The following is a 14,259-nucleotide window of genomic DNA, read 5'->3' as shown; positions in this document are numbered from 1 at the left end:
CAGCGCTGGCTATCGACACTATGAACTTTCAACTGTCGCGTCGGTGTGACCCTATCCCAGCCAGGCCAGATCCCAGCCAGATCAGGGCCCGGTCGCGCAGTTCGCTCGCCGGGACATTGGTGGTCAGGATCATCGCCCCTTCCTCGGGCAGCGGCGGTTCCAGCGTGGCGAGCTGGCTGTCGAGCAGGCTGGCGGGCATATAATGGCCCGGCCGGTTGCCCAGCCGCGCCAGCAGTTCGTCGCGGTCATTGTCGAGCAGGATGAAATGCACCGGCACGCCGATCGCCGCGCGCAGCCGGTCGCGATAGGCGCGCTTCAATGCGGAGCAGGCCGCCACCGCCACGCCCTGCGCCGCCACCGTCCCGGCGATCGCCGCGCCCAGCCGGTCGAGCCAGGGCCAGCGATCATCGTCGGTCAGCGCCTGCCCGCCGCGCATCTTCTCCACCGCCGCCGCCGAATGATAGCTGTCCCCCTCCAGGAAGGGGCAGTCCAGCGCCTGGGCCAGCATCGCGCCCAGCGTCGACTTGCCACAGCCGCTGACCCCCATGACGATGACGGCGCGTCCCACGGCTTTGGGCGAAACGGGGGCAGGGTCGGCGGAAATCGGCAAGCGGGCGTCCTTGGTCGCTGGGGCAGGGGGATTGGTTTTTCCGCTATAAGGCCGCGCCACCCCGCAGGAAAACTACGACCTTTGTCGCAAGTGCCAAGCCGCGACCGCTCCCCTAGCCATGCACCATCTATAAAAATGAGGATGGGAGGCGGACATGATCGGACGCAGCATGATCGCGGCTTTGCTGGCGGCAACAACGCTTGGGGCACCGGCCTTCGCCGCGACGACCTCGGTCTTCCCGGTCGCGCCGGCCGAGCCCCATGCGGTGACGGTGAAGGCCGTCGGCGACGGCCGTGCCGACGACAGCGCCGCGATCCAGCAGGCGCTCGACCAGGCCCGCGACGCGACCGGCCATGGCATCGTCTTCCTGCCATCGGGCACCTATCGTATCACCCGCTCGCTGATCGTGCCGGCGGGCGTGCGCGTCTATGGCGTCGGCCCGACCCGCCCGGTGATCCTGCTCGGCGCCAACACGCCGGGCTTCCAGCAGGGCGTGTCGACCATGGTGATCTTCGCCGGCGGCGATCAATATCAGGTCGGCAAGGTGCCGGTCCCGGTGCCGACCGTCGTGCCCCGCGACAAGGTCGTGCGGGATGCCAATTCGGGCACCTTCTATTCGTCGATGAGCAATGTCGATATCGAGATCGGCGCCGGCAATCCGGCCGCCGCCGGCGTGCGCTTCCGCATGGCCCAGCATGCTTTCTTGAGCCATATGGAATTCCGCCTCGGCACCGCCTTTGCCGGCGTCTATCAGGCCGGAAACGTGATCGAGAATGTCCATTTCCAGGGCGGCCGATACGGCATCGTCACCGAAAAAACCTCGCCCGCCTGGCAGTTCACCCTGCTCGATTCGACCTTCGACGGCCAGCGCGACGCGGCGATCCGCGAGCATGAGGTCGACCTTACCCTCGTCAATGTCGCGATCAGGAACACGCCGGTCGGGATCGAGATCGACCGGGGCTACAGCGACAGCCTCTGGGGCAAGGATGTCCGGTTCGAAAATGTGTCCAGGGCCGGGGTCGTCATCTCGAACGAGAAGAATGTCTTCACCCAGGTCGGATTCGAAAACGCCCTGGCGGTCAACAGCCCGGTCTTCGCCCGCTTCCGCGACAGCGGCAGGACGATCGACGGCAAGGGCAAGGCCTATAGGATCGCCAATTTCTCCTATGGCCTCGCCGTGCCCGCACTCGGCCACACGGGCGACTATGCCACCACCGCCGACATTCAGCCGCTCTCCGCCATGCCGGCGCCGCGTGCGCCCGCGATCCGCGACCTGCCGCCGATGGACCAGTGGGTCAATGTCCGCACCCTGGGCGCAGTCGGCGACGGCAAGGCGGACGACACCGCCGCCCTGCAAAAGGCGATCGACGCCAACCGCATCCTCTATTTCCCGACCGGCTTCTACAAGGTGACGGACAGGCTGACCCTACGCCCGGACAGCATCCTCATCGGCCTGCACCCGGCCATCACCCAGCTCTTCATTCCCGACAATAACCCCAAACATGCCGGCCTCGGCGCCGTCCTGCCGATCCTCGAAAGCCGCAAGGGCGGCGACAATATCCTCTCCGGCCTTGGCCTTTTCACCGGCCGGGTGAACCCGCGCGCCTCCGCTCTGCTCTGGCGATCGGGCGAACAGAGCCTGGTCGAGGACGTCAAGATCATGGGTGGCGGCGGCACGCCCACCGCCGATGGCAAGATGCTCGGCACGCTGCGCGTCAACACCGGTGATCCGGTCACCGACAGCCGGCTCGACGCCCAATATCCTAGCATCTGGGTGACGGATGGCGGCGGCGGCACCTTCGCCGATGTCTGGAGCCCCAACAGCTTTGCCCAAGCGGGCTTCTACATCACCGACACCGACACGCCCGGCCATGTCTATGAAATGTCGGTCGAACATCATGCCCGCAATGAATTCGTGCTCGATAACGTCCATAATTGGGAGTTTCTGGCACCCCAGACCGAGCAGGAGGTCGATGATGGCCCCGACGCCATCTCGCTCGATATCCGCAACTCCAGCAACCTGCTGTTCGCCAATTATCATGGCTATCGCGTGACCCGCACCTATGCGCCGGAAAAGAGCGCGGTGAAGATCACCAACTCCGGCAATATCCGCTTCCGCAACGTCCATGTGAATGGCGAGAGCGGTTATGCCACCTGCGACGATGAAGGCTGCGGCACCTTCCTGCGCGCCAGCAAATATCCGTTCGACAATGCGATCGAGGATGTCAGCCGCAAGCTGCTGGTGCGCGAGCGTGAGTTTGCCGCACTGGATATCGGCCCGGCCGGCAGCGCGGTCCCTGCGGTCGCGCCTTCGGGCACGAAGGTCGAGAAGCTGGAGGATGGCTTCTGGTCGATCTCCGGCGCGGCAGTCGATGCACAGGGGGCGCTCTATTTCATCGATCGCCGCTTCCAGCGCATCCACCGTTGGAGCGAGGGCAAGGGGCTGGAAATCGTCCGCGACCATGCGCTCGATCCGGTCAATCTCGCCATCGACGCTTCGGGTCATGTCATGGTCCTGTCCTCGCTCGGCGCGAAGGGCGGCGCCTATTCTTTCGACCCGGCTGGCCCCAAGGACGCGCTGACGCTGATCCAGCCGACTCCGGTGCGCAGCACTGGCGCGGGCAAGACGCTGCTGCCGGTCAACTGGTGGAATAATGGCGAGTTTCGCGACCAGCTCGACCCCAAGACCTACGAGTTCACGACGCTGGCCGAAATGTTCGCCCGTGACGTCGGCACGCCCAAGGCCAAGGAATATGTCTCACCCGACGGCAGCCTGTCCTTGCCGGCCTTTCGCGTCTGGCAGCAGGGGCCGATCGATCACACCGGCTGGCGCTGGTCCGACGGGCTCAACGCCAATGGCTTCGTTTCCGGCAAGATCGGCGATCGCCTGTTCGTCACCAACGGGTCGGAGAATATCACCTATAGCGGCACGGTAGGGCCGGGCGGCACGCTGACGGCGCTCAAGCCCTTCGCCAATCGCGGCGGCGAAAGCGTCGCGGTGGACGGGCAGGGCAGGGTGTTCGTCGCCAATGGCCAGATATTCGTCTACGGCCCCGACGGCAAGGAAACGGGCCGGATCGATGTGCCCGACCGGCCGCTCCAGATCCTGTTCGGCGGCCCCGACAAACGCACGCTTTTCATCCTGACGCATCACGCGCTCTACGCCGCAAAGCCCTGAAAAAGCGACGGTTCGCCGCCGCCTACGACCTATGTCGTAAGTGCGGTGGCGACCGCTCGGGATTAATACTCACACAATAGCCCGCCATGGGCGCGCCGACGCCGGGAGGGCGCCTGGTGACAAGAGGGGAAGAGGAATGAACGTGCAGATCGCAATCCACCGGCATATGGCGGGCGTCAGCCTGGCCGCCGTCGCCATCATGGCGCTGGCCGGCACCGCCCAGGCCCAGACCGAACCGGCGGCCGAACCCGTGCCGCAGGCCCAGACGAGCGATGCGCCTGCCGCACAGAGCGCCGACATCATCGTCACCGGATCGCGCATCACCACCAGCGGCTTCAATGCGCCGACGCCCACCACCGTCATCGGTGAGGAGCAGATCGCCAACAACGCCCAGCCCAACATCTTCAACACCATCGCCCAGCTGCCCTCGCTCCAGGGCTCGACCGGCGCCGCCACCGGCACCTTCTCCACGTCCAGCGGCCAGCAGGGCCTCAGCTCCTTCTCGCTGCGTGGCCTGGGCGCGATCCGCACCCTGACCCTGCTCGACGGCCAGCGCGTCGTCGGCGCCAATGTCACCGGCGTGCCCGACATCTCGATGTTTCCGCAGCTGCTGGTGAAGCGCGTCGATGTCGTCACCGGCGGCGCGTCGGCCTCCTATGGTTCGGATGCGGTCGGCGGCGTCGTCAACTTCATCACCGACACCCATTTTGAAGGCTTCAAGGGCAATATCCTGGGCAGCATCACCAAATATGGCGATGACGAAACCGCGCTGGTCCAGGCCGCCTACGGCAAATCCTTCATGGATGATCGCCTGCATGTCGTCGTCAGCGGCGAATATGACCATGAAGGCGGCGTGGGCGCCGGCGACTTCGGCACCGATCTGGCCGGCAGCCGCAACTGGTATCGCGCCACCACGCTGATGAATACCGGCCAGACCAACAATGGCCTGCCGCAATATAATTACCGCGACTATGCCCAGCCCTATCAATATGCCCGCTACGGCCTGATCAACAATGGCCCGCTGCAGGGCATAGCCTTCGACCAGAATGGCAATCCCTATCAGTTCAACTATGGCTCGAACGGTACGCCGACCGGCACCGGCGCGGTCACCAACTGCTATCGCGGCAACAGCTTCTGCGAGGGCGGCGACCTGTCGGGCGCACCCGGCTCGGGCGCCTCGCTCAAATCCTCGCTGGAACGCATCAACGGCTATGGCCGGATCGGCTATGATTTCGCCGACAACAACGAAGCCTATGTCACGGTCAATGTCGCGCAGGTGAAGACCAACAACCAGCCCAGCCCCGGCTATGGCCGCGCCAACCTGACCGTCCAATGTTCCAACCCCTATCTGCCTCAGTCGGTGCGCGACCAGTGCGCCACGGCCGGCATTACCTCCTTCGGCTTCGGCTCGTCCAACGCCGCCTTCCCCGATCCGCAGGTCTATACCGATCGCAAGCAATATCGCTTCGTCGCCGGCGCCAAGGGCAAGTTCGGCGCGGCCGGCACCGACTGGAATTATGACGCCTATTATGAGCATGGCATCACCATCTCGGACATCCGGGTGAAGGATATCGTGCTGCAGAACCGCTATGCCGCAGCGGCCAATGCGATCGAACTGAACGGCGCGATCGTCTGCGCCGATCCGGCCGCCCGCGCGCTGGGTTGCCAGCCGATCAACATCTTCGGTGGCTTCACCCCCTCGGCCGCCGCGCTCGCCTATGTCGCGCCGCATGACAATGGTCCGTTCCAGCACACCAAGCTGACCCAGGACGTCGCCAGCCTCAACTTCTCGGGCAATCCGGTGGAATTGTGGGCGGGACCGCTGTCGGTCGCCTTCGGTGCCGAATATCGCCGCGAATTCTATCGCGTGAACGCCGACCCCTATGGCGCGGGCGTGTCCGACCTCAGCCCCAACAGCGCCGATTATCCGGCCGACCCGCTGCTCAACGGTGCGCAGGGCAGCAACTGGGCAGCCGGCAATTACAAGAATGGTCGCGGCAAATATGAAGTCTATGAAGGCTTCGTGGAAATCGACATGCCGCTGTTCGACAGCGAGGCGGTCGGCCGCGCCAATTTGAACGCCGCGGGCCGTGGCACCCATTACAGCACGTCGGGCACGGTCTGGGCGTGGAAGGTCGGCGGCACCTGGGACACGCCGCTCGACGGCATCCGCCTGCGCGCCGTCACCTCGCGCGACGTCCGGGCGCCGAACCTGTCGGAACTGTTCGCCGCGCCGACCGTCACGACCCTGCCGAACTTCAGCGATCCCTTCCAGGGCGCAGCGGTTCAGGCATTCCAGAACACCATCGGCAATCCCAATCTGAAGCCGGAAATCGCCCGCAACACCGAAATCGGCATCGTGCTGGCGCGTCCCTCCTGGCTGCCGGGCCTCAGCCTGTCGTTCGACTATTATGACATCAAGCTGAAGGGCGTCGTCTCCAGCCTGTCGGCGCAGCAGATCGTCCAGTTTTGCTATGACGGCAATCAGGCCTTCTGTGGCGGCTTTAGCCTCGACAATGCCAATCCCAGCCTCAACTATATCAATGTCCAGCCGTTCAACCTTGCCTCCTGGCGGACCAGCGGCTTCGATATCGAGGCGAGCTATCAGTGGCAGCAGCCGCTCGGCCTGCCGGGCAGCTTCACCGTCCGCGCGCTGGGCACCCATATCCGCAAGTTCATTGTGGAGGCGGGCATTGCCGGTGTCGATCCGGTCGATCAGGCTGGCGCCAACAACGGCAACACCCCCGACTGGAAATGGCTGGCGGTGCAGACCTATGACAGCGGCAAGTTCAGCCTGACGGTGCAGGAACGCTGGATCAGCGACGGCACCTTCGGCAACCAATATGTCGTGTGCCAGTCGTCCTGCCCGACCTCGACCGCGAACCACCCGACCATCGACTATAACAAGATGAAGGGGGCCTTCTATGTCGACATCGGCGCCACCTTCAAGTTCAGCGATCGTGTCTCCCTTTATGGCAAGGTCGACAATCTGTTCGACAAGGATCCGGTCGCCTCGCCCCAGACCAACACCGGTCTCGATATCAACCCGGCGCTCTACGACACGCTGGGCCGCATCTATCGCGCCGGTGTCCGCTTCAATTTCTGATAAAACATAACATCTCTCCCCCCAAACTTGTCCCGGTCCTGCACGGCCGGGACATCTTCTTTTTACGGAGCCTGATAGATGTATCGTGGATTGAGCGGAGCCTGCGCATCCGTCCTGCTGTGCCTGGCCGCAGCACAGCCCGCCGCCGCTTCCCCGTCCGTCTATACCGCCATGCCCGACGATGCGCGCGCCGTGACGGTGAAGGGCGTGGGCGATGGCCGCGCCGATGACAGCGCCGCGATCCAGCAGGCGCTCGATGCCGCCGCCGCGACGCCCGGCGGCGGCATCGTCTTCCTGCCCCAGGGCACCTATCGCATCAGCCGCACCCTGTTCCTGTGGCCGGGCGTGCGCATCTTCGGCATCGGCGCCCAGCGTCCGGTGATCCTGCTCGGCACCAACACGCCCGGTTTCCAGCGCGGCGTCGCCCATATGCTGATCTTCACCGGTGGCAAGCGTCAGACCGACAAGGACAGCTGGCCCGCCGCCTTCCCGCCGGCCGGCAGCGTGCCGTTCGACAAGACAATTGCCGACGCCAATCCGGGCACCTTCTATTCCGCGCTCGGCAATATCGATTTCCGCATCATGGACGGCAATCCGGCGGCGACCGCGATCCGCTTCCATTCCGCCCAGCACAGCTTCGTCAGCCATGTCGATTTCGACATCGGTTCGGGCCTCGCGGGCCTCTACCATGTCGCCAACGAGGCGGAGGATCTGCACTTCAAGGGCGGCCGCTATGGCATCCTCGCGGAAAAGACCTCGCCGGCCTGGCCTTTCGCCCTGGTCGACGCGACCTTCGAGGGACAGCGCGACGCCGCCATTCGCGAGCATGAAGCGGGCCTGACCCTGCTCAATGTCGCCTTCCGCAATGTGCCGGTCGGGATCGAGATTGACCGGGGCTATGGCGACTGGCTCTGGGGTCAGGATGTCCGGTTCGAAAATGTGTCGAAGGCCGGCGTCATCATCTCCAACGAGAAGAATGTCTACACCCAGGTCGGCTTCCAGAATGTACTGGCCGCCAACATGCCCACCTTCGCCCGCTTCCGCGAAAGCGGCCGGACGGTGGCGGGGCAGGGGAAGGCTTACAAGGTCTCCTCCTTCACCCATGGCCTGACCCTGCCGGGGCTTGGCCGGATCGGCGACTACAAGACCGATATGCAGGCGCAGCCGATCGCCAGCCTGCCGGCGCCCGGCGCGCCCGCCATTCGCCCGCTGCCGCCCGTCTCCGAATGGGTGAATGTCCGCACCTTGGGGGCGAAGGGCGACAATAGCACGGACGACACCGCCGTGCTGCAGAAGGCGATCGACAGCCATCGTGTCGTCTACCTCCCTGCCGGCTTCTACAAGGTCAGCGACACGCTGCGGCTGCGCGCCGACACGGTGCTGCTTGGCCTCCACCCCAGCCTGACCCAGATCGTCCTGCCCGACGGCACGCCTGCCTTCCAGGGGGTCGGTGCGCCCAAGGCGCTCATTGAAAGCGCGCAGGGCGGCGATGCGATCGTCGCCGGCCTGGCACTCGACACCAATGGTGCCAATCCGCGCGCGACCGGCCTGTTGTGGAAGGCCGGCGCCAACTCGATGGTCAACGACGTCAAGTTCCAGGGCGGCCATGGCACCGATGCCTTCGACGGCAGCCGGCGCACCCCCTACAACAACAACGCCACCGCCGATCCCGACGCATCGCGCCGCTGGGGTGGCCAATATGCCAGCCTCTGGGTGACGCAGGGGGGCGGAGGCACCTTCGCCAATATCTGGAGCCCCAGCACCTTCGGCCATCCGGGCATATTGATCTCCGACACGGACACGCCGGGCCGGTTGATCCAGGCCTCGGTCGAACATCATGTCCGCACCGAAATCGGCCTCAACCGCGTCGCAAACTGGGAATTGCTGGCGCCCCAGACCGAGGGGGAGGCGGGCGAGAGCGGCGATGCCGTCGCGCTCGAAATCCGCGACTCCCGTAACATCCTGGTCGCCAATTTCCACGGCTATCGCGTCACCCGCACGCGCAAGCCTGCGCCGACCGCCGTGTCGCTCTACAATTCCCACGACATCCGCTTCCGCAACGTCCATGTGAACGCGGAAAGCGGGGTCGGCACCTGCGATGAAAATGGCTGCGGCACCTTCCTGCGCCTCACCAAATATCCGTTCGAGAATGCGATTCAGGACATCACCCACGGCCTGGAAGTGCGCGAACGCGAATTCGCTGTGTTGGATGTGCCGGCGAAACCCGATCCGGTCGCCCCCTCGACCTTTGGCGGCGCCAGCGTGGAGAAGCTCGCTGACGGCTTCTATGGGTTGGGCGGCGGCGCGGTGGACGCACAGGGCCGGCTCTATTTCATCGACCGTTTCTTCCAGCGCATCTGGCGCTGGTCCGACGCGGGCCGGCTGGAGATGATCCGCGACGCCGCGCTCGATCCGGTGAACCTGACCATCGACAAGTCGGGCAACCTGCTCGTGCTCTCCTCCTATGGCCGCAACGGTACGGTCTACAGCGTCACCCCCGGCGCGCCCGACACGCAGGTCAGCGTTATCCCGGTGACGCCCGCGGGGCAGGGCAGCGCGGCCACGATCTTCCCGGTCAACTGGTGGGTGAATGGCGAATTCAGGGACCAGATCGATCCCAAGACCTATGCGTTCACCACGCTTGCCGAGATGTTCGCCCGCGACACGGCGCAGCCCAATGCGCAGGCCTATGTCTCGCCCGATGGCAGCATCGCCCTGCCGGCCTGGCGCGTCTTCGCCCAGGGACCGGTCGACCATCGCGGCCTGCGCTTCTCCCACACGCTCGACAGCTATGGCTTCGTCCAGGGCAAGCCGGGCCAGCGCATCTATGTCACCAACGGATCGGAAAACCGTACCTACAGCGCGCTGGTCGCCGGCAACGGTACCCTCACCGACCTCAAGCCCTTCGCCGATCGCGGTGGCGAGGGCGTGGTGAGCGACGCGCAGGGCCGGGTCTATGTCGCCAATGGCCAGGTCTTCGTCTACGCGCCCGACGGCAAGCCGATCGGCCGGATCGACGTGCCCGAACGGCCGCTACAGCTGCTGTTCGGCGGCCCGGACGGCAAGACCCTGTTCATGCTGTCGCACCACGGCCTTTACGCAGCGCGGGTCGAGTAGGGGATCAAACTATCAGTCCGGGGATGATCTTGTTCGTCTCCAGACTGCCCGTGCCCCAACGGTCGACCGGCACGCCCATCGCCTGTTGCAGGGTCAGGCCGACCCGGCTGACCGGCGATCCGTCGCCGGTGATATATTGGCCGGTATGGATGCGCCCGCCGGCCGATCCCGCCGTCATCATCGGGATATTGTCGATGGTGTGGAATTTGGCGAACTCGGTCTCGCTATGGGCAAAGACCAGGCTGTTATCCAGCAGGGTGCGGTCGCCTTCCTTCACCGCGTCCATCGCCTTGATGAAATAGGTCCAGGCTTCCATGCACTTGTCGACATAGAAGGTGACTTCGGGCTGATAGCCCAGCCGGTTGTCCAGCACCTCCTCATGGGTCAGCTGATGATGGGTGATGGTGCTGCCCACCCGCGTCAGCGACGATGCGCCATTGTTGAAGTTCATGTTGAACAGCCGGACATTGTCGCAGGCCATCGCCATCACCAGCAGATCGGTCATGATCTCGTGATTGCGCATCACATTCTCGATCTCGGCATTGACCGGCAGGTCGGGCACCTTGGGCGGGACGACACAGGCCTGCATCGGCGCCGGCTTGGTCAGCTGCACGTCGAGCTGGTTTTCCAGCTGCCGCAGCGAGGTGAAATATTGGTCGAGCCGCTGCCTGTCGGCCGCGCCCAGCCGCGCCTCCAGCGCCTGGCGCTGGTCGGACACGCCGGACAGGACACTGCGCCGCGCCATGACCGCCGGATCGGGGGTGAAGGTCGCGCTGTTGGGATCATGGAAGCCCGCGCCGAACAGCCTTGTATAAAGGGCGGCGGGCGACACTTCCGCCGGGTTGAGATTGCCATTGCCGCGCCCGGACAGCGAATTGCGCGGATCGCCGGTCGCCGACAGTTCGATCGAGCGGAAACGGGTACGGGTGCCGATCACATCGCCGATCGACACGTCGAAGGACGGCCCCGGCAGGCCCCGGTCGGAATCGATCGCCATGCCGGTGCGGATGCCGATGCCGCCGCTGATGTGCGGCAGGTTGGGCTTGCCATCGAGCGGCAGGGTGAAATCGCCCAGGATATTGACCTTGTGCTTGAGCGCCTCGATCGAGGCCAGCTCGACCTTCAGCTCATAATCCTTGCCGGCGGCACTGGGGAACCAGCGCGGCGGATTGACGCCCAGCCCCCAGAACCAGGTGCCGAAACGGATCGGCATCGGCGCGCCGGTCGCCGCCATGGCGGTGCCGTTGCCGTCGAGGAAGATGTCGAGCAGCGGCAGGCCGACGGCCACGGCCATGCCGTTGACCATGCCGCGCAGCGCAGTGCGGCGATCGAGGGTGAAGCTCATGGACGGTCTCCTTCACGGATATGCGGGCTGGTCATCATCGCGACCTGCGGCTTGGCCAGCGGTGGGGTGCTGATGCGATAGGCATCGGCCATGGTCGCGACCCGCAGGAACAGCGCCTGGATGCGATAGCCATCGGCAGCAAAACCCTGTTCCAGCGCCATGGCGGTCGCCTCCTCATCCTCCGGCATGCGCCCGGTCGCATATTGGAAAGCGCGCCCCGCAACGCATTCGGTGGTCGATTTGCTCGCCGCCAGCGCCTGCCCCAGGCCGACATTGCCCTGGAAGGCCGTCCCCTCGAACACGCCGGCGGTATCGATCGGCGCGTCATTCTCGGTCCGGCGGAAGGCGCCGATGCCGTCAAACCGTTCCAGCGGCAGGCCCAGCGGGTCGGTGATCTTGTGGCAGGCGGCACAGACCGGATCGCTGTTATGGGCGTTCAGGCGAATGCGCGCGGTCGGCATCGCCTTGTTGCCGACATCCTGCACGGCGGTGAAATTGACGTTGCCAGGCGGATTGGGCACCGGCTGGCACAGCAGCAGTTCGCGGATCGCCCGGCCGCGCAGGGTCGGCGAACTGCGCCCCGAATGGGAATAGAGCGCCAGGAAACCGGCTTGGCCCAGCAGCCCGGCGCGATCGTCGCCATCGGCAAATTCATAGGGCACCCAGCCCTGCATGCTGGACACCTTGGCCTGATAGAGCGGCCCCAGCGCCCGGTTGATGAAGGTCCGCCGGGTGGTGAACAGGTCGCGATAATCGCCCTGCCGCGTCACCAGCTGGTCGACGATCATGCGCAGCATCTGTTCGGACAGGGCCGACGCCACATCGGGGTTGAAGCGGGGATAGACGATCTGGTCCTTGGCCATCTCGTCGAACTTCTCGAACAGCAGCATGTCGGCGAAGAAGGCCCGCACGCCGTCCTCCAGCCGCGGCGAACGCACCATCTTCTGCGCGATTGCTGCGAGCTGGGCCGGATCGGTCAGCTTGCCCTCGTCGGCCGCGCGCAGCAGCGCCTCATTGGGCGTCGTGTTCCACAGCAGATAGCTCAGCCGCGCGGCGCGGGCATGATTGTCGAGCCGCAGGCTGCCGGGCGCTTCCGGGTCGGGCTCCGCGCTCTCGATGATGTAGAGGAATTGTGGCGATACCAGCATGGCGGCGAGCGCCAGCTGCATCCCGTCATAGAAACCCTGGCCATCGCCAGCGCCCTTGCCGGCCATCATGACGAAGGCGCCGATCTCTTCCTGCGTCATCGGCCGGCGAAACAGGTAGCGGCCGATCGGCATCAGCGTCCGCGCAGCGCAATCGGCATCGGGTGCGGCTGCATCGCGCGGGGCGCAGGGCATGAACTGGGCGCGGCGATCCGGCGCGAAGACCTGCGCGGCGATATTGCGCGCCATCGCGTCGAACTGCTCCAGTCCGGCGGGTGAGATGGTCGATGCGCTGGCGCCGGTCGAGATCAACTCATGCACCGGCCGCACGATCGGCTCGAACCGGCCTGCCACCTTGATGTCGGGACCGAAAATGTCCGCGATGCTGTTGCGATATTGCGCTTCGGTCAGACGGCGCATCCCCGCCACCTGGCCCAGCGGCGTCTTCAAGGGCGCGAAGCTGGCCTCGGGCGTGGCGGCGGTCTGCGGCGCCTTCTCGACCGTGCAGGCGCTCAGCAGCAATCCGGCGAGCAGCGCCCCGCGCGCCCGGCGGCGAAACGGCCAGCTCATCGCTGCGCCACCTTGGGCTGGGGCAGGCGGTCGGTGATGAAGGCGGGCACGGCCCAGGCCTCCATGCCGCTGGAAATGCGGCGGCACTGGCCGGTCGCCGGATCGCGATCGCCATCGGCCATCGCCTTCAAGGCGGCATACATGGCGGCGCAGTCATAGCCGGCCGTGGTCGCCGCGCCCTCGCCACCGACCGAGGCGCTGGCCATCACGTTCCAGATCGGCTGATAGCCGCCGACGATGCCCTTGATCGATCCGTCCGGCTGGAAGGTGAAGCGCAGCCGCGCCTTGGTGAAATCATATTCGTTGCGCCGGCCGCGAATGTCCCGCTCCGATCCCTGGCCCCAATTCTGCTTCAGGCGGATATGGGCCGGCTCGGTGGTCAGCACGCCATTGACGATCCGCCCTTTCAGCACATTGCGATGGGCGGCATTGGCGGTGACGCTGTAGCTGGCGCCGGGGATGAAATTCTGGCGCGAATCCACCACCGCCCGATCCTCGGTATTGGCGTAGATCACCGTCACGTCGGGATCATTCTCCAGACTGTCGACGCCGCTCAGCAACAGCACTTGGCTATGTTCGCCGCTGACCAGAAACTGGGTCAGGCCCTTGACGATATCGCCGCCCATACCGTCGACCCCGCGCCAGGTGCGCACGCAGCCCATCGCCCGCCACATCTGGTTGTCGACACCTGGCTCGCCGGCAGGCCCGGTAAAATTGGCATGGCCGCACGTGTCGCCCGCCGCCGCGCCGTCCGCATCATCGTCCAGGTTCAGCCCCTGCGCGACCTTGCCCTGCACCATGCGCTGGGGCGGCCGATCGAACTTGTCGGGATGGGTGCAGATGTTGATATTGTCGGGACCAAAGGCATAGCCGGTCCAGCGCGCGGTCAGTTCTTTCTCGTTCGCCTTTTCCAGCAGCCGCGCCCGCTCGCCAACCGGCTGGGTCTGGAGATAATTTTCGCGCAGGGTGGCGGCCAGGCCCTGCGGGCAATCTTCCTTGCCCTGATAGATGGCGGGCGCGAAATGGCTGACAACGAAGCCCATCTCGCCATTGGCCGGCGGCGCGGGCAGCGCTGCGGGTTTCGCGGGGGCATCGCCCTGCGCTGACACAGATGCCGGCACCGACGCCGCGAGTGGCAGCGCGCCCAGCAGCAGGACCAGTGTGCGATGATACTGCACGATCATCCTC

Annotated in this window: 7 protein-coding genes; 3 read left to right on the top strand and 4 right to left on the bottom strand. The window is 65.4% G+C overall.

Annotated elements, in window-relative coordinates; genetic code table 11:
• Nucleotides 1–28: 28 nt before the first annotated feature.
• Complete coding sequence (locus ACUCV3_RS03335) at nucleotides 29–610, bottom strand: gluconokinase (RefSeq protein ID WP_122928287.1); 582 nt, start codon at nucleotides 608–610, stop codon at nucleotides 29–31.
• 154 nt (nucleotides 611–764) lie between these two features.
• Between ACUCV3_RS03335 and ACUCV3_RS03330 the strand changes: the two genes are divergently transcribed.
• The 3 genes from ACUCV3_RS03330 (at nucleotide 765) to ACUCV3_RS03320 (ending at nucleotide 10,011) form a co-directional block, all read left to right on the top strand.
• A complete protein-coding gene (locus ACUCV3_RS03330; RefSeq protein WP_122928286.1) occupies nucleotides 765–3,788 on the top strand; it encodes a glycosyl hydrolase family 28-related protein in 3,024 nt (1,007 codons plus the stop codon).
• Nucleotides 3,789–3,924: 136 nt separating this feature from the next.
• Nucleotides 3,925–6,894, top strand: a complete 2,970-nt coding sequence (locus ACUCV3_RS03325) for a TonB-dependent receptor plug domain-containing protein (RefSeq protein WP_122928285.1) — start codon at nucleotides 3,925–3,927, stop codon at nucleotides 6,892–6,894.
• 78 nt (nucleotides 6,895–6,972) lie between these two features.
• On the top strand, nucleotides 6,973–10,011 hold the full coding sequence (locus ACUCV3_RS03320) for a glycosyl hydrolase family 28-related protein (RefSeq protein ID WP_122928284.1): 3,039 nt from the start codon (nucleotides 6,973–6,975) through the stop codon (nucleotides 10,009–10,011).
• Between the two features lie 4 nt (nucleotides 10,012–10,015).
• On the opposite strand, the gene ACUCV3_RS03315 is transcribed toward ACUCV3_RS03320, so the two are convergent.
• Genes ACUCV3_RS03315 through ACUCV3_RS03305 form a run of 3 tightly spaced genes read right to left on the bottom strand, consistent with a single transcriptional unit; the run spans nucleotide 10,016 to nucleotide 14,255 of the window.
• Complete coding sequence (locus ACUCV3_RS03315) at nucleotides 10,016–11,356, bottom strand: DUF1552 domain-containing protein (RefSeq protein WP_010338474.1); 1,341 nt, start codon at nucleotides 11,354–11,356, stop codon at nucleotides 10,016–10,018.
• A complete protein-coding gene (locus tag ACUCV3_RS03310; RefSeq protein WP_122928282.1) occupies nucleotides 11,353–13,071 on the bottom strand; it encodes a DUF1592 domain-containing protein in 1,719 nt (572 codons plus the stop codon). The genes ACUCV3_RS03315 and ACUCV3_RS03310 overlap by 4 nt, the downstream gene beginning before the upstream one ends.
• Nucleotides 13,068–14,255 carry a hypothetical protein gene (locus tag ACUCV3_RS03305; protein WP_122928281.1) on the bottom strand — a complete coding sequence of 396 codons (1,188 nt, stop codon included), beginning with the start codon at nucleotides 14,253–14,255 and terminating at the stop codon, nucleotides 13,068–13,070. The genes ACUCV3_RS03310 and ACUCV3_RS03305 overlap by 4 nt, the downstream gene beginning before the upstream one ends.
• Nucleotides 14,256–14,259: the final 4 nt, after the last annotated feature.

The sequence above is a fragment of the Sphingobium sp. VMM genome (genome assembly GCF_056790315.1).
The sequence above is the reverse complement of the archived record's forward strand: the minus strand, read 5'-3'. Positions and strand labels throughout refer to the sequence as shown.

Coding starts and splice junctions, on each gene's coding strand:
- ACUCV3_RS03330 (WP_122928286.1), top strand. CDS start 765: ATGATCGGACGCAGCATGATCGCGGCTTTGCTGGCGGCAACAACGCTT.
- ACUCV3_RS03325 (WP_122928285.1), top strand. CDS start 3,925: ATGAACGTGCAGATCGCAATCCACCGGCATATGGCGGGCGTCAGCCTG.
- ACUCV3_RS03320 (WP_122928284.1), top strand. CDS start 6,973: ATGTATCGTGGATTGAGCGGAGCCTGCGCATCCGTCCTGCTGTGCCTG.
- ACUCV3_RS03315 (WP_010338474.1), bottom strand. CDS start 11,356: ATGAGCTTCACCCTCGATCGCCGCACTGCGCTGCGCGGCATGGTCAAC.
- ACUCV3_RS03310 (WP_122928282.1), bottom strand. CDS start 13,071: ATGAGCTGGCCGTTTCGCCGCCGGGCGCGCGGGGCGCTGCTCGCCGGA.
- ACUCV3_RS03305 (WP_122928281.1), bottom strand. CDS start 14,255: ATGATCGTGCAGTATCATCGCACACTGGTCCTGCTGCTGGGCGCGCTG.